Here is a 22,914-nt window from a genome sequence, read left to right on the forward strand (position 1 = left end):
CCCTGGTGGCCCGGGCCATGGGCGGGCGAGGATGACCCGGTGACCGAACACATGAACAAGCAGGCCGCTCAGCTCCCCGCCTTCAGGCCCGTCCGGCCGTCGGCGCGGCTGGCGGTCGGGGGACTGCTGCTCGCCGGGGCCGCCTGGGGGGTGCGGGCGGCATGGGAGTTCCGGCTCTTTCTGGCCGGGGAGCCGGCCTCCGGACCGCCGGACCAGGGCGAGGGCGTGCACCGGCCGCTCAACGCGCTGGAGAACTCGTACCACGCCGTCAGCTCGCTCGCCGGTGGTGCCGTCGTCGTCTGCGGGCTGCTCTTCGTCTCCTGGCTGTGGCTGCTGCGGGACAACGCGCGCGCCCTGTCGGGGCAGCCGCCCCGCTACCTCGGGATCTGGGTGATCCTCGGATGGTTCTTCCCGATCGTCAGCTTCTGGTTCCCGCGGGGCATCGTCGTCGACGCGTTCCGGGCCGGCGAGCCCGGCCGTAAGGTGCCCCTCTCCGTCGAGGTGTGGTGGGGCCTGTGGCTGATCGGCATGGTCAGCGGGGTCGGCATCGTGGCCCGCGACACCACCGACGAGCTCATCGCCCGCGCCTACACCGAGGTGTGGCCCCTGCTCGCGAGTGACGCGGCCGTGATCGGCGCCGCCGTCGCGGGCGTGTTCGCGGTCCTCGCCGTCAGCCGTTCCCAGGAGGCCCGCATACGAGCCGCCCGGGCGGTCCCGTCGGCCGGGGCCGTCGGCACCCCGGCCCCGGCGTAGCCGCAAGGCACCGGCCCGACGGGTGTGCGGCCGGGTCCGGTGCGGTACGGATGCTGGGCATGAGCAGCATCGCCATCGTGGGGGCCGGGCCCGGACTGGGGGCCGCCGTCGCACGCCGGTTCGGGCGCGAGGGGTACGACATCGCCCTCGTCGCCCGGGACCCGCGGCGGCTGGACGAACTCGTCGGCGCCCTCGCGGCCGAGGGCGTCACCGCGCACGGATTCCCGGCCGACGTGCGCAGACCGGAGGAACTGGTCGCGGCCCTGGACGCCGCCGGCCGCGCGCTCGGCACCGTGGAGGTGCTGCAGTACAGCCCCGTCCCGCACCGCGACTTCATGCGGCCCGTGCTGGACACGGGACACCGGGACCTCGTGGGGCCGATCGAGTTCTCCGTGTACGGGCCCGTCGCCGCCGTGCAGCAGGTGCTCCCCGGAATGCGCCGGCTCGGGCGCGGCACCATCCTGTTCGTCAACGGGGGCAGCGCCGCCGTGCCGCACCCCGAGCGGGCCGGCACCTCGATCGCCTTCGCCGCGGAGAGCGCCTACGGGCATCTGCTCCACGACCGGCTGGCGGGCGAGGGCATCCACGTCGCCCAGCTGGTGATCCCCGGCGCCATCGTGGCCGGTCACGCCCGCAAGGACCCCGTGGTGCTCGCGGAGACCCTGTGGGGCATGCACCAGGACCGGCACGGCTTCCGGCACTACGCGGACGATCTCGACAGCTGACGCAGCCCTGTCATCCTGCGTGAAGTGAGTTTGTGAGCCAATATGGTCCATATTGGCCGCATTGCTCTCTTCAAGGGGGCCTCAATGGCTGTCGAAATCCCCTCGCTCATCAAGCCGTCCCGGCTCAGAAGCCGGGGTGGGCTGCTGGGCGAGTGCCTCGCGGAGTTCCTCGGGACCTTCGTCCTCATCTCCTTCGGCTGTGGCGTGGTCGCCATGGCGGTCGCCGCGCTGCCGGGCTCCGGCCGTGCCGCGACCACGACCACGATCTTCCTGGCGGCCGGTGACTGGCTGCTGATCACCTGGGGCTGGGCCCTGGCCGTCATGCTCGGCGTGTACGTCGCCGGCGGCGTCAGCGGCGCCCACCTTAATCCGGCGGTGACCCTCGCCATGGCCGTGCGCCGCGGCTTCTCCTGGGCCAAGGTCGTGCCGTTCATCCTCTCGCAGGTCATCGGCGCGTTCACCGGCGCGGCACTGGTCTACCTCGTCTACCACAACGCGATCGACGCCTTCGACGCCACCGTCCAGGGACCGAAGGTGAACGGGCACACGAACGCCACGTTCTCCATTTTCGCGACCTTCCCGGCCCCCTACTTCCACGGCGGCGTCTGGGGGCCGCTGATCGACCAGATCGCCGGCACGGCCTTCCTGCTGATGGGGATCGCCGCCGTCCTCGACATCCGCAACCAGGCCGTGAAGGCCAACCTCGCGCCGCTCATCGTGGGCTTCATCGTCGCCGCGATCGGCATGTCGTACGGCGCGAACGCGGGCTACGCCATCAACCCCGCCCGTGACCTGGGGCCGCGTCTGTTCACCTACGCGGCGGGCTGGGACAGCCTGGCGTTCCCGGGGAGCGTCTCCGGCGCGTTCAGCGCCTACTGGTGGATCCCGATCGTCGGGCCACTGATCGGCGGTGTCATCGGCATCCTGGTCTACGACCTGTTCATCGGTGACGTGCTGGTCGTCCGCGACGAGATGGCCCGCCTCCCCGAGCCGGGCCGCTCCCGCCCGGTGAAGTCGGTCGACGAGGACGAGGAGTTCTGAACCCGTCCGGTCCCGGGGCGCCGACGGGGAGTACCGCGCGGCCGCGGCGCCCGGGCCGAAGGTGTCGCCGGGCAACGCTTCCGGGGGCACCGGCGCCGCCCCGGCACCGGTGCCCCCGCTCTTCCGCTGACCGACCGGGGCGCACGGGCCGTGGGTAGGGTGAGCCCATGCGAACGTCGGCGGCGGGGGCCGTTCGGAGACGACGATGAGAAGCCCGGAGCCCGGCGATCCGCCGGCTGTAGGGGGGTATCCGCTGCTCGCGCGGCTCGGGGCCGGGGGCATGGGGCAGGTCTTCCTCTCCCGCACCCCGTCCGGCCGGCCGCTGGCGCTCAAGACGGTGCGCGCCGAGCTCGGCGACGACCCCGGCTTCGCGCAGCGCTTCGCCCGGGAGATCGCCAGCAGCGACCGCGTGCGCTCGCCGTGGACCGTCTCCGTCGTGGACTTCAGCCCGCCCGGACAGCGGCCCCAGTGGCTGGCCACCGAGTACGTCGCCGCTCCCTCCCTCGCCGAGTGGGTGCGGCGCCACGGGCCGCTGCCCGAGTCCGCGCTGCGGGCGCTCGGTGCCGAACTCGCCGACGCGTTGCGGGCGGTGCACCGGGCCGGACTCGTCCACCGGGACGTCAAGCCGTCCAACGTGCTGCTCGACCGGCACCATCCGCGGCTCATCGACTTCGGCATCGCCCGCGCGGTCGACGACACACGGCACACCCGCACCGGCGGAGTCATCGGCTCGCCCGGTTACATCGCGCCGGAGCAGATCACCGGTGGCGTCTCCGCCGAGCCCGGTGACGTCTTCGCGCTCGGCGGGGTGCTGGTGTACGCGGCGACCGGCTCGGGGCCCTTCCTGCACCCCGGTGAGGACCCCTCGGCGGCCGGGCTGCTGTACCGGATCGTGCACGAGCACCCCGACCTGTCCGCCGTACCGCCCGCCCTGGCCGGGCTGCTGACCGCCTGTTTGCACAAGTCGCCCACCGAGCGGCCCACCGCCGGGGAGCTCCTCGACCGGCTCGGCGGCACCCGCTGGACGGACGCCCCGCCGGCCGGCCTGGAGCCCGAACTGGAGCGCCGGGAAGCGGAGTTGCGCCAGGCGCTGGAGCGTGAGCCCGTGCGTCCCCCGGTCGCGGGAGGCGTGCCGGCAGCCGTGGGCGGGACACCGGCCACTTCCGCGCCGGCCGGCTTCGGGCCGCCCGTGCCGGTGCCGGCTCCGGCCGGGTATCCGTACCCCGGCACCGCTCCCGTCCGCCGGGCGCGGGCGCGTGCCGCCGTGGCCGGCGTCTCCGCGGTCGCGGTCGTGGCCGTCGTCGCCGCCGTTCTCACGCACACGGGCGGCGGCTCGGGCGGGGACGGCGCGGAGCGGCCCGCGTCCACTCCCGGGGCCTCCCGTTCCGTCGCCGCCCTGCCCGCCTCCTGGTACGGCACCTTCAAGGGCCGGGGGCCCGGCAGCGAGGCGGCCGACGGCGTCCTGCACTCGGCGACCAGCGGTGTCTCCGTCACCCTGACCCTGCACGCGGCGGAGCGGGGCGAGCTCGTCGGGCGGCAGGTCAGCAGGATCGGCGAGGCCGGTACCGGCCGGGAGGTCGGCTGCACCGAGACACTGCTCCTGCGGGAGGTCCACCGCGACTCCATGGTGTTCGAGGCCGCCACGGGCAAACCGACGGATCCGTCGTCCGGCGTGCTGTGCGGCCGCGGGAACGTCTACACCCTGCGGATGACCGGCCCCGGCACCCTCGCCCTGGACGCCGAGGGCGCGCAGGCCGAGGGATCGCCGAAGACGCTGACCCGGACCTCCTAGCGACGGCGCCCGGCCGGGCGCCGCGGCCGGTCAGCCGATGCAGAGCAGGACGAGGCAGAGCTGCGTGGGCGAGGTCGAGGCCGGTGCCGGGGCCGTCGCGGGGGTGCCGGAGTCCGTGCCGCCGGTGGAGCCGCCCGTGGAGCCGCCCGTGGAGCCGCCGGTGGAGGTGGCGGGGGTGGAGGCCGGCGCCGGTGCCGCGGCGGTGCCGCCGGAGGCCGCGTCGGTGTCGGACCGCGGCGTGGACCGCGGCTGCGAGGCGTCGTGCACGACCGCCCGCGGTGCCTCGGCGGCCTGCGGCCGGCTGTCCCGCACAGCGGTACGGGGCGCGGCCGACAGGGTCTGCCGGCGCGGCGCGTTGGTGGCCGGCGTGTGCGCGGTGGGGGTGGCGGTACGGTCCGGCCGGTGCGGGGCGGGGGCCGTGGACGCCGAGCGGGTCGGCTCGACCGACTGCTCGTCGGCCACACCCATGCTCCGGTGGTCCGGCGCGGTGGCGGCCTGCGCCCGGTCGCCGGAGTTCCGGTCCATCGTGGCGAGCGTCAGACCGCCGCCGACGATCGCGAACGCCGTCGCCACCGCCGCCCGGCGCTTGCTCTTCTTCCAGCGGGCCAACTGCCGTCGCCGGGACGCCCGTCCGTTCGGCGTGGCCGGTGCGGCGGGCGCGTCGTCGACATCGGCCCCGTACCCGGACGCGGCACCGGCTCCGGACGCGGGACCGGCCACCGATGCCGCGCCGGTGTCCGGCGACGGCTCGAAGACCGGTGCGCCGAAGACGTCACGGAGCGCCGTGTCCTCGGCCGGCGGGCCGGCGTACCGCGCCTCGAAGCCGCCCGCGTGCCGGGCCGCACCGGCGAGGCCGCCGGTGTGGACGGCCCGGTCGGTGAGGGGCGGCGCGATGTCGGGGGCGTACGCGCCGCAACCGGGACACACCAGGGCGCCGTTGAGGTGCCGGCGGCACGAGGAGCAGTAGTCCATGCGCGGTCTTCCTGGGTGGACTGCGCCGTCGGCCCCGTCCGGGGCCACGGCCTGGTCACGCTCGTCAGGAGATCGAGCGACCAGTCACGCTAACGATCCTTTCGAAAGTCTGTGTGCAGCCCGTGTGCCACTCCTGCGCAGATTCTCCGGGCTCCCGTGTCCGGCCGGCCGGGCCCGCGCCGCCTTCCCCGGCCGGGTGAACCCGCCGGGTCGTACGGGCCGACGCACCGCACCGCGCCCCGCCGGTCGGCATAGTGGCGGGCGGCTCCGCACCGGACCGGCAGGAGGAAACGCATGCTCGGCACAGAATTCCGCACCGGCTCGCCCATCTGGATCGACCTGGGCAGCCCGGACCCGGACGCGGCCGCCGCCTTCTACGGCGCCGTCTTCGGCTGGCGGTTCGCCTCGGCCGGCCCGGAGGGCGGCGGTTACGGCTTCTTCCAGAAGGACGGCGGGACGGTGGCCGGCCTCGGACCGCTGACCGAGGAGGGCGCCCGGTCCGCGTGGATGACGTACTTCAGCACCGAGGACACCGCGGCGACCGCGCGTGACGTGGCGTCCGGCGGCGGCATCGTCCGTGCCGACCCGGTGAACATGGGCGAGGCGTCCATGGCCCAGTTCACCGACCCGCAGGGCGCGCAGTTCGCCGTACTGCACTCCCGGCAGGGCCTGGAGAAGGCCTCCGAGGACGACACGCTGGTCTGGGTCGAGCTGCACGTGGGCGACCCGGCGGCGGCGATCGCCTTCTACCGCGGCCTGTTCGGCTGGCGGGCCGAGGAGATGCGGGCGCCGGGGATGACGTACCAGGTGCTCAGCATCGGGGAGGGCGACCGGCAGGAGGGCGCCTTCGGGGGCGTGGCCCCGCTCCAGGCCGGCCAGGAGGACGCGCGCTGGGTGCCGTACTTCGCGGTCGCCGACGTGGACGCCCTCGTGGCCGCCGTGGAGGGCAACGGCGGGACGGTACTCATGCCGGCGGCGACCGTCCCGGACGTCGGCAGGATCGCCTGGCTGACCGATCCGGCCGGCGCGGTGTTCGCCGTGCTCAGGCCGGATCCCCGCCAGGCGGCCTGAGCCCCGCCGGTCCCGCCGCGCCGCCGGCGTCCCGTCAGCCCTGCTGCTTGCTCAGCTTCCCGAGGGACGCCACGATGTGGGCGGTCAGCTTCTTGCCGCTCGCGGCGCCGTTGTCGTCGCCCTCCGTGGAGAGCACGCTCACGACGGCGGTGCCCACGCGGGCGGCGACCAGCGTGGTGCCGTTCTCCCAGGCCGGGTTGGTGAGCGTGATGGTGTACGCCTCGTCGCCCAGGCCGGCCGTCGGGGCACCGGTGACCTTCACCTTGCCGCCGGTGTCGGAGTCCGGGTAGTCGGGGCAGGCGGTGACGACCTTCGCCAGGCCCTTCATCACGTCCGCTGCGGCCGAGCCGCGGTAGGCGTCGATCTCCTGGTCGAGTTCGGTGGTTTTGGCGTCGTCGACGTACGAACTCTGCGCGAACGACACCCCGTCGATGCCGGTCAGCCCGATCCAGCCGGTGGCGCCGAGGTCGGCGCAGTGCGGCTTGGCGGCGCTCTTGGTGCTCTGCGGCTGGAAGTCGTCCCCGGTGTCCCGGCTGTAGTCGGCGTCCACGGCGAAACCGGACGGGAAGTACGACGCGGGCGCCAGGGCCTTCTTCAGTTCGGTACCCGTCGGCAGCACGGCGGCCGGGGACTCGGGCGCGGCCGACTTCGCGGACGGACCCGCGGACGGGGCGCCGTCGGAGGAGGACGTGCCGGAACCGGAGGAGCAGGCGGCCAGGGCCAGCGGAAGCGTGGCGACGGCGAGCACCTTGAGGGCGGGGGAGGAGAGACGCATCGGGGTCCTTGCGAGCGGGGGAGGGCGTGGGGATTCGGACGCACAGGTGACGGGTGAAGTCCGAGAATGGTTGTCTTGAATGCGCGCTACACGGACATGACCTTGATCACACGGCCACCTCGTTTCCTGCCGGCCGGGTCCGCCGGGCGGGTGCGCACGCCGGACACCGGTAGAGACACCGTCCAAGACGGTGCAGGGTGGGATACGTGGACATTCGGCGAATACGGGACCGTATGGAGCCGCAGTGGCAGCGGAGACACGCGCTGCTGGTGATCCCGATCGTGCTCATCGTCCTGATCACCGCGGTGGACCAGCTGGTCCCGGCGGACATCCACCTGGGCCCGCTGCTGGTGATCGCCCCCGCCATCACCGCCTCCTTCGCCGGACCCTGGCTGACCGGGCTGGTCGGCTTCCTGGCGGTGGGGGCGCAGGCGTACATCGGCTGGCACTTCGACGTGCTGTTCACGCGCAACGTGCTGGTGCAGATCCTCGCCCTGGCGGTGCTGTCGGCCCTCATCGTCTTCTTCTGCGTGATGCGCGAACGCCACCGCCACCAGCTGGCCCGGGTGCGCTCCGTCGCCGAGGCCACCCAGCACGTGCTGCTGTGGCCGCTGCCGGAGCAGATCGGCCCTCTGCGGATCGCCTGCCTGTACCTGGCGGCCGAGGACGAGGCGCAGATCGGCGGCGACCTCTACGCCGCCACGTCCACCGACAACGGCGTGCGCGTCATGATCGGCGACGTACGGGGCAAGGGCCTGACCGCCATCGGGGAGGCCGCCCTGCTGATCGGAGCGTTCCGCGAGGCCGCCCATCACCACGACGACCTGCAGAAACTCGCCATGGCCCTGGAACAGAGCATGACCCGCAACCTCGCCGGCCTGGAGCCCGCGGAGGAGGCGGGCGAACGGTTCGCCACCGCGCTGCTGGTCGAGGTCCCCGAGGCGGACCACGTCACGCGGGTCATCAGCTGCGGGCACCCGCCGCCGCTGCTGCTCGGCCACGGCAGCGCCGTCACGGTCCCCGTGCACCCCGCGCCGCCGCTCGGCGTCAGGGGGCCGGGGCCCGCGGAGTTCGCCGTCGACGTCTTCTCCTTCCAGCCCGGCGACACCCTGCTGCTCTACACCGACGGCGTCATCGAGGCCCGGAACGCCGCCGGCGCCTTCTATCCGCTCGCGGAACGCATCGTCCAGTGGGCCGGCAGCGGTCCCGAGAAGCTGCTCCACTGCGTCCGGCGGGATCTCCTCGCCCACGTGGGCGGCCGCCTGGACGACGACGCGGCGGTCATCGCCCTGTGCCGCGCATCCACCGCCCACCGGGCCCGCCATCCGCACCTGCCCGGCAGGTAGCAGGTAGCAGGTAGCCGGACGGCAGCCGGCGGAGCCGCGCCCGGTGCCCCGCGGTCTCCCGCCGGTACGGGACGCCCATCCCTCCCGCCGCTTCCGCCCCACACGCCCCGGAGCGGAAAAACTGTCACGTCCCATCCGGTATCAACCGGATGGGACGGGTAGACGACCAGAACGGGATCAGGCGCTCAGGCAGAGGGCGGTTGGCATGGACGAGTTCGCCCGTACAGGGCTCGAGTCTGCCGACTTCCTGATGTCGTCGGCGGTCTACGAGGGCGTCTCCACGGACATAGCCCGGGCCCGCGACCTGGCTCGGGCCTTCCTGACCCGCGTGCAGGCCGAACACGGCATCCCGGTCTCGGAGCGGGCGATGGGCGTGACCCTGCTCGTGGTGAGCGAACTGGTGACCAACGCCTGCAAGCACGCGCCCGGCCCCTGCCTGGTCGATCTGGAGATCTCCGGAAGCGCCGTCGACATCACGGTCTGGGACAGCGTTCCCGTCCTGCCGGTGGCCACGACGGGCGACCCCGGCCGGGTGGGGCAGCACGGCCTGGAGATCGTGATGGCCGTGTGCCAGGGCTTCGACGTGCACAGGGAGCCCGTCGGCAAACGGACCACGGTGTCGGTGATGCTGGCGGACGACCCCGGGGGAGACGTGACGGGGCGGGCCCCGGACACCTGACCGAACCGTCCCGAGGCGCGCGAGCGGACGGCGGCGACGGGCCCGACGCCGACGCGTCGGACGGGCAGCCCCCTCCCGGAGCCTTCGGGGTCAGCCGCCCGGCGGGCGGAAGTCGACCTGTCTGCGGGCGGCCTCGTCGATCTCGTCGAGCGTGAGCAGGGGGGTGGCCCGGGTGCTGAGCCCGCCGCTCGCCTTCACGGCGAGGCTGACCGCGGCCATGGACACCGGATCGGGGAAGTCGACGACGAGGATCACGTCGTCCGCACCGAAGGCGAAGTACATGGACTCGACCCGTCCGCCGAGGCCCGTGACGACCCGGTCGACGGCCGCGCGTCGGCCGCTCGCGCCCTCCCGGAGCAGACCCCGGATGCCCTCGGGTGTGTAACTGGCCTGGATGAGGAACTTCGGCATGGGAACGCTTCCTGCCCGTCGGGACCGGTACGCGAAGTGGCCTTCCCGCAGCCGGGCCGGCCGGTGCCGGGGAAGCGGCGGTATTCACCCGTCGGACGCCCCACCTTCCGCCGGCGGCGCACGCACCGGTGTCCACGGCCGGGGTTAGGATCCGGGCCATGGCGCTGACCATGAAGGACGTGGACCGGTTCGAGACCGCCAGGCCCCGCCTGGAGGCCATCGCCTACCGTCTCCTCGGCTCCGCGAGCGAGGCCGAGGACGCGGCGCAGGAGACGTTCCTGCGCTGGCAGGCCGCCGACACCGACCGCATCGAGGTGCCCGAGGCCTGGCTGACCAAGGTGCTCACCAACCTCTGCCTCAACCAGCTCACTTCGGCCCGTGCGCGGCGCGAGACCTACGTGGGCCAGTGGCTTCCCGAGCCGCTGCTCGCCGGGGACCCGATGCTCGGTCCGGCCGACACCGCCGAACAGCGCGAATCGGTGTCGTACGCCGTCATGGCCGTACTGGAACGGCTGTCCCCCAACGAGCGGGCGGTGTACGTCCTGCGGGAGGCCTTCGACTACCCGCACCGGGAGATCGCCGAGATCCTGGACATCACCGAGGCGGGCAGCCAGCAGATCTTCCACCGGGCCAAGAAGCACGTGGCGGCCGGCAAGGCCCGCACCGAGATCGACGAGGCCGCCGCCCGGCGGATCATCGACGAGTTCCTCGCGGCCGCCACCAGCGGCAGGACCGAACCGCTCGTACGGCTGCTCACGCAGGACGCCGTCGCGATCGGCGACGGCGGCGGCAAGATCCCGGCCCGCACCAAGGCGTTCGAGGGCGCCCTCGCGGTGGCGAAGTTCATGCGGGGCCTGTTCAAGCCCAGCGCGGCCAAGCGCGCCCTGACCGGCGGCTCGCCCGACGTCCACGTCACGACCGCCAACGGCGAACCCGCCGTCGTGGCGGTCCTCGACGGCCGCGTCGTCGGCGTCATGTGCCTGGAGATCACCCCCGAGGGCATCGCCGCGTTCCGCAACCAGGTCAACCCCGACAAGCTCGCCCGCGCGACGCGCCGCTGGGCGGCCACCGAACACGGAGAACCCCTGTTCAAGGCCTTCTGACCGCCATGTGACCTGCTTCACATCCCGCACCTGTCAGGAATCGGCGGGCCGCCCGGTTCAAGGGGGGAATCCGCTGAAGACAGGAGCAGGGACATGCAGCACCGCATCGTCGTCCTCGGGGCCGGATACGCCGGAGCCATCGCCGCCGGGCGCCTCGCCAAGCGGCTGCACCGCGAGGACGTCGCCATCACGCTCGTCAACGCCGAACCCGACTTCGTCGAGCGCGTCCGGATGCACCAGCTCGCGACCGGCCAGGAGCTTAGGCCCCGGCCGTTCGGCGAGATGTTCGCGGGCACCGGCGTCGAACTGCGGCTCGCGAAGGTGACCGCCGTCGACGCCGACCGCAGGACCGTCACCCTCCAGAACACCCACGGCACCGGCTCCGGGACGGAGTTGGCGTACGACACCCTCGTCTACGCCCTCGGCAGCGGCTGGCGCGACCAGGGTGTCCCCGGCGCCGCGGAGCACGCCCACGAGATCGCCGGCCGCCCCGGAGCGCTCCGGCTGCGCGAGCGCCTGGCCGGCCTGGCCGCCGGGCAGCCCGTGGTCGTCGTGGGCGGCGGTCTCACCGGCCTGGAGGCCGCGACCGAGATCGCCGAGGCCCGTCCTGACCTCGACGTCGCGCTCGCCGCCCGCGGTGCCCTCGGCGACTGGCTCTCGCCCAAGGGCCGCCGCCACCTGCGGAAGGTCTTCGGCAGGCTCGGCATCACCGCGCACGAGCACGCCGCCGTCACCGCCGTGGAGGCGGACCGCGTCACCACCGCGGAGGGCGGGACGATCCCGGCCGCGGTCACCGTGTGGACCACCGGTTTCGCCGTCCACCCGATCGCCGGGGCCACGACCCTGGAGGTCACCGACACCGGGCAGATCGTGGTCGACGGGACCATGCGCTCGGTCTCGCACCCCGACGTGTACGCCGTCGGTGACGCCGCCCTGGCGATGGGCCCCGGCGACAAGCCGCTGCGCATGTCCTGCGCGTCGGGCACGCCCATGGCATGGCAGGCCGCCGACGCCATCGCGGCCCGCCTGACCGGCGGAAAGCTCCCGAACGTGCCGCTGCGCTACTTCAACCAGTGCATCTCGCTGGGCCGCAAGGAGGGCCTGATCCAGTACGTCACCGCCGACGACCGCGCCGTCCGGGCGGCCCTCACCGGCCGGACCGCCGCCCTCTACAAGGAACTGGTCTGCAAGGGCGCCGCCTGGGCCGTGGCCCACCCGCTCCCGGTCCGCCGCCGCCATGTCGTACGGCGGCCGCAGGAGACGGTCACCGCGGTCGAGGCGACGGGGGAGGCGACGGCGGAGGCGACGGCCTGACCCGCCGGGACCCGCACCGGGGTGATACTTCGGGGCCCCCGCGCGCTCCAGGGGGCATGAGTGCGTACCTCCGTCTGCGAGCGGTGCCGCCCCCGGCCCTGCGCAACAGCGCGACCTGGCTGGAACGGCTTTTCGAGACCGACGCGGGGACGGTCCGGCACCGGGCCGGCCGTCCGCGCGGGGAGACACCCGGCCGGCGCTACCTGGACCAGGAGCGCATCTACGCGGGCGCTCCCCCGTACCGCGCCGAGAACCGGCCCCAGACCCAGGTGGTGCTCGGCGGCCGCCCCGTGTTCCGGCCCGGCCGCCACCGCTCTCCCCTGCGGGTGCTGACCGCGGCGCAGGCCCGCCGGGTCGCCGAGTTCCTGGCGACGGCCGACTTCGACGCCCTCTGGGACTTCGCCCGCGGAGAACTCCTCCCGCGCTACGGCGGCGTGAGCGCGGAGTCCGAGACATGGGGTGCCTTCGCCTCCGCGCACCGGGAGCTGAGGGCCTTCTACATCCGGACGGCCGACAGCGGCGACGCGGTGGTCAAGTGGATCCCGGGCGAGGCCGGTTCGGGCGACCCGGAGGGCGCAGCGCTTCGGGGCTGAGCCCTCCGGGAGGCGATGGTGCCGTGGGTCAGCGCGTCAGCGCGTCAGCGTGAAGTCGAAGTCGCCGGAGGTCCGCCCGCTCAGCCGGGCGGCCGAGACGAGTTTCCCCTCCTCGGCCAGCCTCGCCACCTCCGACCGCGCCAGACCGTACCCCTCGGCGATCAGCCGTACCGGCCGGACGGGGATCCGCGCCGCGAAGCGGACCGAGACGTCGATCACCTCGTGGCCCAGGTGCTGCGATCCGCCGGTGTCGAGGCGCCAGGCGCCGTCCCAGTCGAGGGCGACACGATTGCGGCGCCGGACCACCGGGTCCCGGAGCAGTTCGGCCGCCAGGGCGGGGTCGTTGTCGTGGAACCGGTCGAGCAGCTCGGGCCGCAGGGAGCGCACGTTCGTCCGCTCCAGGACCGTCAGCTTCGCGGTCTCCCCGCACAGGGAGCAGAGCACGAGGAGCCAGACGTCGACGAGTTTGTGGTGCGCGTTGACACGGAACTTGCCGTTCGCCCGGAAGCGGTCCGACGCGCACGTGTGGCAGCGGCGGAGGACGAGAGGCAGGCAGGTGGGCATGACCACCCAGGTACTGAGCACAGAGGTACACCGTTTCCAGTGAGAAGTCCGCAGCAGGAAGCAGCGCGGCGCACAGGTGCGACGCGCGACAGATCAGCGCTCGGGGGTTCTCACAGGGTGTACAACGGCACGTCCTCGCCTGGACAACGTCGGTCGGCAGCACGGTAGTTACGCAGCAAGCCGCTGGGCCACCGGATTATCGGAGCACGCGGCCCCGCCCGTCTCCTTCGACCGGCCTCCGGCCGCCGTCGTGTGTGACGTCCGAGCACGCAGATGCGCTGGGTGTGAGGGCGGCCTGTGTGACGACCGTGCCCACGTCACGCCCACCGTCCCCCTCTCCCCTCTGTGAAGGAGCCACATGCGCAAACGCGCTGTCTTCGCCCTGTTCGGTACCGTCGCCGCCCTGGCCGGCTTCGCCACCCCCGGCGCCTACGGTGACGAGCCCCAGACCGACGTCCGGATCAGCGACGTCACCTTCGACGGCGGCAAGAACATCGTGGTCGGTCTCGAGTCCAGGACGATCACGGTCTCCGGGACCTTCACCCACCCGTCGGGCATCCAGGACGCGGACTTCGTCCTGTGGCGTGGACCGGACGGTGCGAACCCGTACGAGATCTACGACGACCGCATCGTGTCGAACGAGTACCACTCCCACGCGGACTGCGTCGCCTCGAGTGCCACCACCTCGACCTGCTCGCAGACGTTCTCCCTGGAACCGGACTGGAGGTACAGCGGCACCGCGCTCACCAACGCCCACGCCGGCACCTGGAAGGTCAGCGTGCAGGGGGTGGCCAACGACGACAGCTGGACGCAGTCGGCGAGCTACACCACGACCCGTCTGCAGCGGGCCTCCGAACTCACCGTGAACGCGGGACCCGAGCCGGTCGCCAAGGGCAAGACCCTCACCGTCACCGGCAGGCTCACCCGGGCCGACTGGAACAACCTCGAGTACTTCGGCTACACCAAGCAGCCGGTCAAGCTCCAGTTCCGCAAGGCCGGCACCACGGCCTACACGACCGTCAAGACCGTGTACACCTCCAGTACCGGCACCCTGACCACCACGCTCCCCGCGTCCGAGGACGGCTACTGGCGCTGGAACTTCGCGGGCACCTCCACCACCCCGGCCGTCAAGGCGAAGGGGGACTTCGTGGACGTGCGGTAGCCGGCGCGGCGACCACCCCCACCAAGAGGAACCCCCGGGCCCCGGACCCGGGGGTTCCGCCATGAAGCGCGAAGCCCTCCCCTGTCACGGTTCTGGGTTGACCCTCGACCTTGTACAGGGCCCAGAGTGCCGGGTGTGGAGAACGACATGCACAGCATCGGCGGGATGGCCCGCGACAGCGGTCTGGGGGTGAGCGCCCTGCGCTTCTACGACCGTGCCGGTGTGCTGGTCCCAGCCTGGGTGGATCCCGTGAGCGGATACCGCTGGTACGCACCCGAGCAGTTGGAAGAGGCCCGGGTGCTGGCCCGCTTGCGCCGTGCCGGCATGCCACTGCCGGACATCAGGCTGGTGCTGGCCGGCTGGTCCGGCGCGGACACCGAGCTGGTCCGCACACTGCTCCAGGCGCACCTGTCCCGTCTTGAAGAGGGACTGTCCGATGCCCGCGGCGAGTTCTCCGCGCTCCGAGCCCTACTCGATCACCGGGAGAATGCCATGACGTCGGTCCGCATCGCCACCGCCCGCCTGTCCAGTGCCGCACCCGAGCTGGCGGCCGCGCTGGACGCGGTCCGTTTCGCGGCGAGTGCCGATCCTGAACTGCCCATGCTCGGCGGGGTCCTGTTCGACATCGAGGGCGACGGACTGCACGTCGTGGCGACCGACCGGTACCGCATGGCTGTCGCACGGGCCGGTGTCGCCGGGCACGACGGGAGCCGCGTGCAGGTCGTCGTGCCCACCCCGCTCGCCGACGCGATGCGGGCGCTGCTGGGCGGCGAGGGACCCGTGCGGCTGTCCGTCGACGGTGACCGCGTGACGCTGGAGGCGGGGGACAGGCAGGCGGCGGGACAGTGCCTCGCCCACGACTTCCCCGACTACCGCCGTCTCCTCCCCCGGGCCGCGGGCCGCCGCGCCGTCGTCGAGGTGGCGGCCTTCCGCGAGGCCCTGGAGACCGGTCCGGTCCGCTCCGAGGGGACCGAAGCGCCCGACCTCAGCGTGCTCAGGGTGGAGGACGGCGGCACGGCGGCCGTGTGCACGGACGGCGACGCGGACCCGAACCGCGTCGCCGTCAACCGTCGGTTCCTGCTGGACGCGCTGTCCGCCGGCTCCCGGGACCACCTGATCCTCGAACTCGCCACCCCCACAGCCCCGATCGCGATCCGCCGCCCCGACGACGAGACCACCTTCTCGCTACTGATGCCGGTCCGCCTGGACGACTGACGGCCCCCGCACCCCGTCCGGCCTCGTCCATGAGGAGCGTCCCACCGTCGTACGTGTCGTGCGCGACGGGAAAGTCCTTCCTCCCTAGTCCGTCGGCGAGGTGCAGGAACGCGAGAGCGGGCGGGATGGCATCGTCTCGTTCTCTTCTGCGCAAACGTCCGTGACGCCGACGATCGGCAGCATGTGCGCGGAGCGTCGCCCGTCCATCCCCGGCCGAGCCACGCCACCCGCAGAAGCCCCCTTCGCGGGGAAGGACTGCAGGTGAACGCTGGTCATCTGCCGCCTCAGCTCGCGCAACTGAGTGATGGCGGCATCGCGCTCCGCCTCCTGCTGAGCCCGCTCCACCTGGCGGCGCGCCCGGTCCAGTTGCGCGGCTGAGGGGGCGACCGCACGAGAGTGTGTCGTACGCCGTGTACTGGTGCGCCGTCGATTGCCGCCGAGGGAACTCGACGCGTAGAAGGGGCCGAACCCGGTCGACATCCTGCCGCCGACCGAGGTGCGCACTCCACGAGTCGAGACCCACACTCATCCCTGGTACGCCGACACGGAAACCGAACCCCATGACACACCCTCGCCCCAGGATCAGTCCGGCACCCGGACGGCGCCTGGGAGGTCGGCTCGGTCGGTCCTCGGCAACCGGACATGAGGTAGGCGCGCGCATACATCAATCCGGTACATGGACTAGTCCGGCCGGAGGTCCGCGACACGGTCGCCGATGCGGTCCGGCGGGAGACCGGCTCGGGCTCCGGATCCGCCGCGTGATCATTGTCATCGCCGATACGTCCGGCCTTCTGGCAGCGCTGGATTCGGCTCACCCGGAACACCGGGCGGCGAACGAGGCCATCATGGCGGCGGGCCTGCTGGTCATGCCCCCGCTCCTGCTGACCGAACTGGATCATGTGGCGACGCGTGAGCTCGGAAGGGAGGCCGCCGTCAGTGCGGTCGACGACCTGCGGCGCTGGATGAGCCGGGGTCGTGTCGTCCTGCCGGAGATCACAGAGGGCCACCTGGGCGCCGCCCAGTCCGTCCGTGTCCGCCACCGCGCGCTGGATCTCGACCTCGCCGACGCGGTGAACGTGGCGCTTGCCGCCGACTACGACACGGACGCGATTCTCACCCTCGACCGACGAGACTTCCGGGCCGTACACCCGCTGGGCCGTCACAAGGCGTTCCGGGTACTCCCCGACGACCTGCCGCTCTGACGCAGCACCCCGTGCAGAGCGTGCGAAGCACCCTGAGGATGGTCCCGATGGACCGCGCACCCCAACGGGGAGACCACCGGCAGCCATTGGTGCGGTTGTGGTGCGCATCCCGCCCACCGGTCCAGACAACAAAGAACCCCCGGGCCTCTGGCCTGGGGGTTTCTCATGGAGCGGGTGACGAGAATCGAACTCGCGCTCTCAGCTTGGGAAGCTGATGTTCTACCATTAAACTACACCCGCGTAAGTCGGACATGTCCCGAGGGACCCGATGTCCGGACGCTCGCTCACTGTACATCATCACGGACCCGCGGTGCCCGGTCCCCGAGGGAGTGAGTCGTCGCGGAAGGGGTAACCGGCTGCGGGCGCCCGGAGTTGGGGCGTACCGTGGAGGGGTGGGAGAGGGTCCGGGTGAGGTCGGAGTGCCGCCTGGAGAGTCGTCTCTTTGATCCCGTAATGTGGCTTTTGCCGTCGGACAGTTGAGCAAGTCCGGCGAGGGTCTTGGGGAAGGGACATAAGGGACTTGATGGAACGCACCGTCGTCCGCTGCGCGGACGGGCACGTCTTCAGCACCGCTTCGTTCCCGATGCAGCAGGCCGAGCGGCTCGGCCCCGGCCGGCTGCTGAGGTGTCCACGGTGTGCCCGGCTGCGCAGCGTCGTGCCGGTCACCCTGGAGAAGCGGTAGCCGCACGGACCGTAGTGGCGCGGCAACGCCGTGCAGTAACACCTGGCGCGCGGGTTCTCACGATTGTCGGGGCCCCGCGCGCCTTGCGTATCCTCGCTACGTGCTTCTCTCAGACAAGGACATCCGGGCCGAGATCGACGCCGGGCGGGTGCGGATCGATCCCTTTGACGAATCCATGGTGCAGCCGTCGAGCGTCGATGTACGGCTGGACCGCTTCTTCCGGGTGTTCGAGAACCACCGGTACCCGCACATCGACCCCTCGGTCGAGCAGGCGGACCTCACCCGGCTCGTCGAGCCCGAGGGCGACGAGCCGTTCATCCTGCACCCCGGTGAGTTCGTGCTCGCCTCCACGTACGAAGTGATCTCGCTTCCCGACGATCTCGCCTCGCGCCTCGAGGGCAAGAGCTCGCTCGGCCGGCTGGGCCTCGTCACGCACTCGACCGCGGGGTTCATCGACCCGGGCTTCAGCGGGCACGTGACGCTGGAGCTGTCCAACCTCGCCACCCTCCCCATCAAGCTGTGGCCGGGGATGAAGATCGGGCAGCTGTGCCTGTTCCGGCTGACCTCGCCCGCCGAGTTCCCGTACGGCAGCGAGCGCTACGGCTCGCGGTACCAGGGGCAGCGCGGGCCGACCGCCTCGCGGTCCTTCATGAACTTCCATCGGACCCAGGTGTGAGGGCGACGACGCCATGAGTGACATACGGGAGAACCTGACGTACGAGCGGTTCGGCACCGCCGTGCGCGAGCTGGCGCAGACCATCGCCGACGACGGGTACGAGCCGGACATCGTGCTCAGCATCGCCCGTGGCGGGGTGTTCGTCGCGGGCGGGCTCGCGTACGCCCTGGACTGCAAGAACATCCACCTCGTGAACGTGGAGTTCTACACCGGTGTGGGCACCACGCTGGAGATGCCGGTCATGCTGGCGCCGGTCCCGAACGTGATCGACTTCTCCGACAAGAAGGTGCTGATCACCGACGACGTCGCCGACACCGGCAAGACGCTCAAGCTCGTGCGCGACTTCTGCCTCGACACCGTCGCCGAGGTCCGCTCCGCGGTGATCTACGAGAAGTCCCACTCCCTCGTGAAGTGCGAGTACGTCTGGAAGCGCACCGATGAGTGGATCAACTTCCCGTGGAGTGTCCTGCCTCCCGTGGTGAAGCGTGCCGGACAGGTGCTCGACGCCTGATCCTGGTCACCCGCGCGACGCTCACCCGCGCGACGCTCACCCGCGCGACGCTCACCCGCGCGATGCCCATCCGCGCGACGCTCACCCCCGCGACCGCGCCGGCGTCATGGCGCGGTTCGCCTGCGGGCGGAGCGCCGGGGACGGCAGGGGTGCCGGCCGGGTCGGGTCCGCGGGTGCCGTCCGTGCCTGCGTGAGTGCCCGGCCGAGCCTGCGGGCCCCGCTCAGGGCCGTGGCCGCGGCGAGCAGTGCCGCGATGACGGTCACCTCGTATCCGGCCGCGGCGCCGGAGCGTTCCACCACGGCGCTGGCGATCGCGGAGCCGCAGGCCGCGCCGACGGCGAGTCCGGTGACGGTCCAGGTCATCCCCTCCGTCAGCCGGGTGGCGGGGACGATCCGCTGCACCAGCAGCGTCGTGGTGATCATGGTCGGCGAGAGCAGCATGCCGGCGACGAACAGGGCCGCCGCCAGGAACACGAGGTTCGTCACGAACAGCAGCGGCAGCATGCTCAGCGCCATGACCACCACTCCGGCGAGGTAGCGCCGGGACAGGGGGCCGCGCAGGGTGAGCGTGCCGAAGACGAGTCCGGCGATGCACGAACCGAGCGCGTACACGCCCAGCACGACGCCGGACAGTGCCTTGTGGTGCAGATGGTCGGCGAAGGCCACGGTGACCACCTCGAGCGAGCCGAGGATCGCGCCCACGCCCACATAGGTGAGGACCAGGATCCCCAGTCCGCGGGAGCGCAGCACGGAACCCGTGGCTTCCCTGCGCTGCCGGGGTGCGCGCAGCGGCGGCTCGGTACGGCGCTGCGCCGCGAGCAGGACGGTCCCGACGGCGAGGAGCAGCGTGGTCAGGGCCGGCCCGGCCTCCGGGAAGAGGGTCGTGGACAGGGCCGCGGCGAGCGGCGGTCCGACGATGAAGCTGATCTGGGTCAGCACCGACTCGAACGAGTAGGCGGGGTGCAGCATCGGTGAGCCCGCGTAGATGTGGGCCCAGCGGGCGCGGACCAGCGAGCTCATGCTGGGCATGCACCCGGCGACGGCGGCGCTGGGGAACAGTGTCCAGGCCGGGGCGTCCAGGTGGACGCAGAGCACCAGCGTGGTCATCGCGACGACGGTGATCCCGGACGCCGTCAGCATCACCCGGCGCTGTCCGAACCGGTCCACGAGCCGGCTCACCTGCGGTCCGATGACCGAGGTCGACAGCGCGATGGTGGCCGCCACCGCGCCGGCGAGGGCGTAGTGGCCGTGGGCCGCGGACAGCATGGCGACGACGCCGACGCTCTGCATGGACTTCGGCAGGCGTGCGAGGAACCCGGCGGTGGAGAAGGCCAGGCTCCCGGGGGCGTCGAAGATTCGCCGGTAGGTGGAGAGCGCAGACGGCATGGGGTCTTCCTGGCGGGCTCGGGGGCGGGAACGGTCGGTGGGGCGGGCGGTGCACTGATCCGAACGTAGTCCGGCCCCGGCCTCCGTTCCGTCGGCCGATCGGCCCTCGCCGCGGTGGACATGGACCGCGGGGACACGGAGCTGTAGCCCGCTCCGGATCCCCCCGCCCATGCCGAAGGCCCCCGGCTGTGGTGCCGGGGGCCTTGTCACGTGCCCTGCGTGTCAGGTGCCCTGCGGCCGGTACTCCTCGTACCGAACCGCCACCGCGACCGCCGAGCCGCCCTAGAAGGTGCCGAGCTTCACGATCGACAGCAGGGCGATCAGCTGGATCGCGGACGCGCCCAGCGCCTTGGGCCAGGGCAGGTCGTGGGAGCGGGAGACCATCAGGGTCAGCAGGGCGCCCGCACCGATCCAGGTGGCCCAGCCGAGCAGCTGGACGAAGCTCGCGTCGCCGCCGAAGAACATGGCGATGACCAGGCGGGGCGCGTCCGTGAGCGCCGTGATCAGCATGGACAGGCCCACGGTCGGCTGCCAGGCGCCGTCACCGCCGAGCTGGCGGGCCAGGGTGTGGGTGACCACACCGAGGACGAACAGGCCGAGCACCATCACGACCGCGGTGACGAGGACGATCGGCACCGCGTTGGACAGCGTCGCGTCGATCGCCTCCTTGCGGGCGCCGTCGAAGCCGAAGACGGCGAGCAGGCCGTACAGGAAGGTGACGACGAGGGCGGGGGCCCACATCGTGTAGTCCCGCATGCGCAGGAAGGTCGGGCCGGGGGAGAAGACGATCCCCTTCAGCAGTTGCTTCCAGTGCAGCGGCGGGCCCAGCGGTGCCGCGGGGGCGGCGGAGCCCGCGTGGTAGGTCGAGCCCTGCGTGTAGCCGGCGGCCTCGTCGACCGAGAACGCCTGGGTGTGGCCCGGCTGGTTCGCCGCGTAGGGGTCGTGCCCGCCGGGTCCCGCGCCCGGGTGGCCGCCGTCGCCGAAGTACTCCGGGCCGTCGTCGGCCGGCCCCGGGTACCCGTACGACTGCCCCTGCTGCGGGTACGGCGGCTGCGGTGCCGACGGGTAGCCGTACGAGGGGCCCGCGGGCTGACCGTACGACGGTCCCTGCCGCCCGTGCGACGGGCCGCCGGGCCGCCCCTGTCCGTACGACGGTCCCTGCGGCGCCTGCTGTCCTTGGGGGGTGCGGTTGTCCCGCCCCCCGCGTCCGATCCTGAATCCAGCCACGTCTTCGAACGTACCTGGTCCCGGAGACCGACGTGCCGGACCCGGGTGTCCGGGCCCGGCTTTGCGGCCGACCTGTGACATCCCCTAAGGGACCGTCAGCGCTACGGCCGCAGGTCCCTCGGGGTTCGTCAGGGTTTTCCGGGAGGGGTCCCCGGGGCCGTCCGCGTAGGGCGGGACGGCGCCGGCGGCTCAGTCGGCCATGACGACGCCGAACTGCGGGGTGCCGGTGGTCGAGACGCCCAGGGCGGACGGGGCGATGGCGCGCGCGCCCGTCGTGGTGATCTTCGTTCCGGTGGAGGGCAGGTAGGTGAGCGAGCCGTCGCCGCTGTTCTCGTACGAGCCGATCACCAGGTCGGCCTTGCCGTCGCCGGTGATGTCGTCGAGCTTGACCTCGGCGCCGAACCGGTCGGACTTCTCGTCGGTGCCGGGGACGCCCGCGGTGCTCTGGCCGAAGGACTGCATGCCGGAGGCGGTGTTCACGCCGGACGCGGAGCCGTACAGGACGGTGACGCTGCCGGCGTCGACCACGGTGCCGACGTTCTCCTGGGGGCTGCTGACGACGAGGTCCTGGTAGCCGTCGCCGTTGACGTCGCCGAGGTCCAGCTCGTAGCCGAAGGCGTCGCCCTTCTCGGAGGTGCCGGGCACGCTGCCGGTGTTCTGGGTGATGGCGGTGGTGGCGGCCGGGCCGGACGCGGAGCCGTAGGTGACGTTCACCTTGCCGCCGTCGGAGGCGTACGGGATGGCGGTGCCGTCGCTGGTCCTGGCGTCCCAGTCGGCGCCGCTGACGATGTCGCCGAAGCCGTCGCCGTTGACGTCGCCGATGGCGGTGATGATGCCGGGCTTGAGCGTCTTGGCGGAGGCGCCGCTCAGGCCGCTGGAGGTGCCCGGCAGCCAGTAGTTGGTGTTCCAGCCGTACTGGGTCTTCGTCTCGTAGCCGTCGACCACGAGGTCGGTGCGGCCGTCGCCGTTGACGTCACCGGCGGTGAGGTTGAGCGGGCCGTACGGGTAGTCGTTGGTGCCCGACTCGATCGGCGGCTTGACGGTGGTCCGGCTGCCGTAGCCGCCGGTGGTGGTGAAGCCGCCCTTGTACAGGTACAGGGTGCTGCTGGAGCTGCCGACGGCCAGGTCGGCCCTGCCGTCGCCGTCGAAGTCGCCGGCGGCCAGGGTCTGGCCCCAGAAGTCGTGGGAGGAGGCGGCCGGGTCGGCCACGGTGACGCCCTTGCCGGTCAGGCCCTCCTTGGAGCCCCAGAGGATGGCGAGGGTGCCGCCGTTGGTGTCGGTGCCGACCTTCTCGCCGGGGCTGCCGACCGCGAGGTCGTCGTAACCGTCGCCGTTGAAGTCGGCGTACGCCAGGTCGCCGCCGAACACGTCGCCGGCCTCGGCGGTGCCGGGGACGCCCGCGGAGTTCTGGCTGAGGGTGGTGTGCGCGGCGCCGGTGACGCCGGTGGACGTGCCGTACAGGGCGACGACCTGGCCGGCGCTCTGGTGGCCGCTGACGTAGGCGGTGGGCGCCGAGGTGGCGATGTCGCCGATGCCGTCGCCGTTGAAGTCGGCCTTGGCGACGGCGAAGGAGTCGGCGGCGGTGGCGGTGACGGCGGAGAAGGTGAGCAGACCGCCCGTCAGAGCGGCGGCGGTGGCCGTCGCGAGGGCGAGTCGCAGAGGTTCGTGCATGCGGGTTGTCTCCTGCGGCATGCGGGGAATGCCTGGCGGGCAT

General features: G+C 72.5%; 23 protein-coding genes and 1 tRNA gene. 16 read left to right on the forward strand and 8 right to left on the reverse strand.

What is annotated here, in order from left to right; all coding sequences use genetic code 11:
• Positions 1 to 39: 39 nt before the first annotated feature.
• From N8I86_RS20315 to N8I86_RS20330, 4 genes are all read left to right on the forward strand, one after another.
• Entirely contained in the window at positions 40 to 753 is a 714-nt protein-coding gene (locus N8I86_RS20315) for a DUF4328 domain-containing protein (protein ID WP_263278380.1), read from the forward strand.
• Positions 754 to 812: 59 nt separating this feature from the next.
• Entirely contained in the window at positions 813 to 1,478 is a 666-nt protein-coding gene (locus N8I86_RS20320; RefSeq protein WP_263278381.1) for an SDR family NAD(P)-dependent oxidoreductase, read from the forward strand.
• 84 nt (positions 1,479 to 1,562) lie between these two features.
• A complete protein-coding gene (locus N8I86_RS20325) occupies positions 1,563 to 2,519 on the forward strand; it encodes an MIP/aquaporin family protein (protein ID WP_073887579.1) in 957 nt (318 codons plus the stop codon).
• 205 nt (positions 2,520 to 2,724) lie between these two features.
• Complete coding sequence (locus N8I86_RS20330; RefSeq protein ID WP_263278382.1) at positions 2,725 to 4,311, forward strand: serine/threonine-protein kinase; 1,587 nt, start codon at positions 2,725 to 2,727, stop codon at positions 4,309 to 4,311.
• A gap of 30 nt (positions 4,312 to 4,341) precedes the next feature.
• On the opposite strand, the gene N8I86_RS20335 is transcribed toward N8I86_RS20330, so the two are convergent.
• Entirely contained in the window at positions 4,342 to 5,283 is a 942-nt protein-coding gene (locus N8I86_RS20335; protein ID WP_263278383.1) for an SCO2400 family protein, read from the reverse strand.
• 294 nt (positions 5,284 to 5,577) lie between these two features.
• Here N8I86_RS20335 and N8I86_RS20340 point away from each other — a divergent pair, with 294 nt between their 5' ends.
• Positions 5,578 to 6,354 carry a VOC family protein gene (locus N8I86_RS20340; protein ID WP_263278384.1) on the forward strand — a complete coding sequence of 259 codons (777 nt, stop codon included), beginning with the start codon at positions 5,578 to 5,580 and terminating at the stop codon, positions 6,352 to 6,354.
• Between the two features lie 34 nt (positions 6,355 to 6,388).
• Here the strand turns inward: N8I86_RS20340 and N8I86_RS20345 are convergent, their stop codons facing one another.
• Positions 6,389 to 7,129: a hypothetical protein gene (locus N8I86_RS20345; RefSeq protein ID WP_263278385.1), complete on the reverse strand. Its 741-nt coding sequence runs from the start codon at positions 7,127 to 7,129 to the stop codon at positions 6,389 to 6,391.
• Between the two features lie 233 nt (positions 7,130 to 7,362).
• Between N8I86_RS20345 and N8I86_RS20350 the strand changes: the two genes are divergently transcribed.
• Positions 7,363 to 8,475, forward strand: coding sequence for a PP2C family protein-serine/threonine phosphatase (locus N8I86_RS20350; protein WP_263280130.1), 1,113 nt, complete (start codon positions 7,363 to 7,365; stop codon positions 8,473 to 8,475).
• Positions 8,476 to 8,680: 205 nt separating this feature from the next.
• Complete coding sequence (locus N8I86_RS20355) at positions 8,681 to 9,154, forward strand: ATP-binding protein (protein ID WP_263278386.1); 474 nt, start codon at positions 8,681 to 8,683, stop codon at positions 9,152 to 9,154.
• 90 nt (positions 9,155 to 9,244) lie between these two features.
• Here N8I86_RS20355 and N8I86_RS20360 read toward each other — a convergent pair whose 3' ends face one another.
• Positions 9,245 to 9,565: a GYD domain-containing protein gene (locus N8I86_RS20360; RefSeq protein WP_073887589.1), complete on the reverse strand. Its 321-nt coding sequence runs from the start codon at positions 9,563 to 9,565 to the stop codon at positions 9,245 to 9,247.
• A gap of 158 nt (positions 9,566 to 9,723) precedes the next feature.
• On the opposite strand from N8I86_RS20360, the gene sigJ reads away from it, so the two are divergent.
• The 3 genes from sigJ (at position 9,724) to N8I86_RS20375 (ending at position 12,575) form a co-directional block, all read left to right on the forward strand.
• The gene (gene sigJ, locus N8I86_RS20365; protein WP_263278387.1) at positions 9,724 to 10,668 is read left to right on the forward strand and encodes an RNA polymerase sigma factor SigJ; all 945 of its coding nucleotides are present in this window, start codon (positions 9,724 to 9,726) and stop codon (positions 10,666 to 10,668) included.
• 93 nt (positions 10,669 to 10,761) lie between these two features.
• Entirely contained in the window at positions 10,762 to 11,982 is a 1,221-nt protein-coding gene (locus N8I86_RS20370; RefSeq protein ID WP_263278388.1) for an NAD(P)/FAD-dependent oxidoreductase, read from the forward strand.
• A gap of 56 nt (positions 11,983 to 12,038) precedes the next feature.
• Positions 12,039 to 12,575 carry a DUF1877 family protein gene (locus N8I86_RS20375; protein ID WP_073887594.1) on the forward strand — a complete coding sequence of 179 codons (537 nt, stop codon included), beginning with the start codon at positions 12,039 to 12,041 and terminating at the stop codon, positions 12,573 to 12,575.
• A gap of 36 nt (positions 12,576 to 12,611) precedes the next feature.
• On the opposite strand, the gene N8I86_RS20380 is transcribed toward N8I86_RS20375, so the two are convergent.
• Positions 12,612 to 13,160 (reverse strand): DUF1062 domain-containing protein, encoded by a 549-nt coding sequence (locus N8I86_RS20380; RefSeq protein WP_073887616.1) that lies wholly within the window; start codon positions 13,158 to 13,160, stop codon positions 12,612 to 12,614.
• 337 nt (positions 13,161 to 13,497) lie between these two features.
• Here N8I86_RS20380 and N8I86_RS20385 point away from each other — a divergent pair, with 337 nt between their 5' ends.
• From N8I86_RS20385 to N8I86_RS20395, 3 genes are all read left to right on the forward strand, one after another.
• Positions 13,498 to 14,301, forward strand: coding sequence for a calcium-binding protein (locus N8I86_RS20385; RefSeq protein WP_073887617.1), 804 nt, complete (start codon positions 13,498 to 13,500; stop codon positions 14,299 to 14,301).
• A gap of 147 nt (positions 14,302 to 14,448) precedes the next feature.
• Positions 14,449 to 15,516, forward strand: coding sequence for a DNA polymerase III subunit beta family protein (locus N8I86_RS20390; protein WP_073890273.1), 1,068 nt, complete (start codon positions 14,449 to 14,451; stop codon positions 15,514 to 15,516).
• A 758-nt stretch (positions 15,517 to 16,274) separates the two neighbouring features.
• Complete coding sequence (locus N8I86_RS20395) at positions 16,275 to 16,718, forward strand: PIN domain-containing protein (protein ID WP_263278389.1); 444 nt, start codon at positions 16,275 to 16,277, stop codon at positions 16,716 to 16,718.
• A 166-nt stretch (positions 16,719 to 16,884) separates the two neighbouring features.
• On the opposite strand, the gene N8I86_RS20400 is transcribed toward N8I86_RS20395, so the two are convergent.
• A tRNA-Gly gene (locus tag N8I86_RS20400) sits at positions 16,885 to 16,958 on the reverse strand.
• Between the two features lie 283 nt (positions 16,959 to 17,241).
• Between N8I86_RS20400 and N8I86_RS20405 the strand changes: the two genes are divergently transcribed.
• The 3 genes from N8I86_RS20405 to N8I86_RS20415 all read left to right on the forward strand — a co-directional run bounded on the left by N8I86_RS20405 (position 17,242) and on the right by N8I86_RS20415 (position 18,587).
• Complete coding sequence (locus N8I86_RS20405) at positions 17,242 to 17,400, forward strand: hypothetical protein (protein ID WP_167549290.1); 159 nt, start codon at positions 17,242 to 17,244, stop codon at positions 17,398 to 17,400.
• 100 nt (positions 17,401 to 17,500) lie between these two features.
• Positions 17,501 to 18,076 (forward strand): dCTP deaminase, encoded by a 576-nt coding sequence (gene dcd / locus N8I86_RS20410; RefSeq protein WP_073887620.1) that lies wholly within the window; start codon positions 17,501 to 17,503, stop codon positions 18,074 to 18,076.
• A 13-nt stretch (positions 18,077 to 18,089) separates the two neighbouring features.
• The gene (locus N8I86_RS20415) at positions 18,090 to 18,587 is read left to right on the forward strand and encodes a phosphoribosyltransferase (RefSeq protein WP_073887622.1); all 498 of its coding nucleotides are present in this window, start codon (positions 18,090 to 18,092) and stop codon (positions 18,585 to 18,587) included.
• 81 nt (positions 18,588 to 18,668) lie between these two features.
• Here N8I86_RS20415 and N8I86_RS20420 read toward each other — a convergent pair whose 3' ends face one another.
• From N8I86_RS20420 to N8I86_RS20430, 3 genes are all read right to left on the reverse strand, one after another.
• Complete coding sequence (locus N8I86_RS20420; protein ID WP_263278390.1) at positions 18,669 to 19,973, reverse strand: MFS transporter; 1,305 nt, start codon at positions 19,971 to 19,973, stop codon at positions 18,669 to 18,671.
• A gap of 282 nt (positions 19,974 to 20,255) precedes the next feature.
• Entirely contained in the window at positions 20,256 to 21,281 is a 1,026-nt protein-coding gene (locus tag N8I86_RS20425; RefSeq protein WP_263278391.1) for a Yip1 family protein, read from the reverse strand.
• 108 nt (positions 21,282 to 21,389) lie between these two features.
• Complete coding sequence (locus N8I86_RS20430; RefSeq protein WP_263278392.1) at positions 21,390 to 22,871, reverse strand: VCBS repeat-containing protein; 1,482 nt, start codon at positions 22,869 to 22,871, stop codon at positions 21,390 to 21,392.
• Positions 22,872 to 22,914 lie beyond the last annotated feature (43 nt).

Source organism: Streptomyces albidicamelliae, assembly GCF_025642175.1.
Lineage (GTDB): Bacteria > Actinomycetota > Actinomycetes > Streptomycetales > Streptomycetaceae > Streptomyces > Streptomyces albidocamelliae.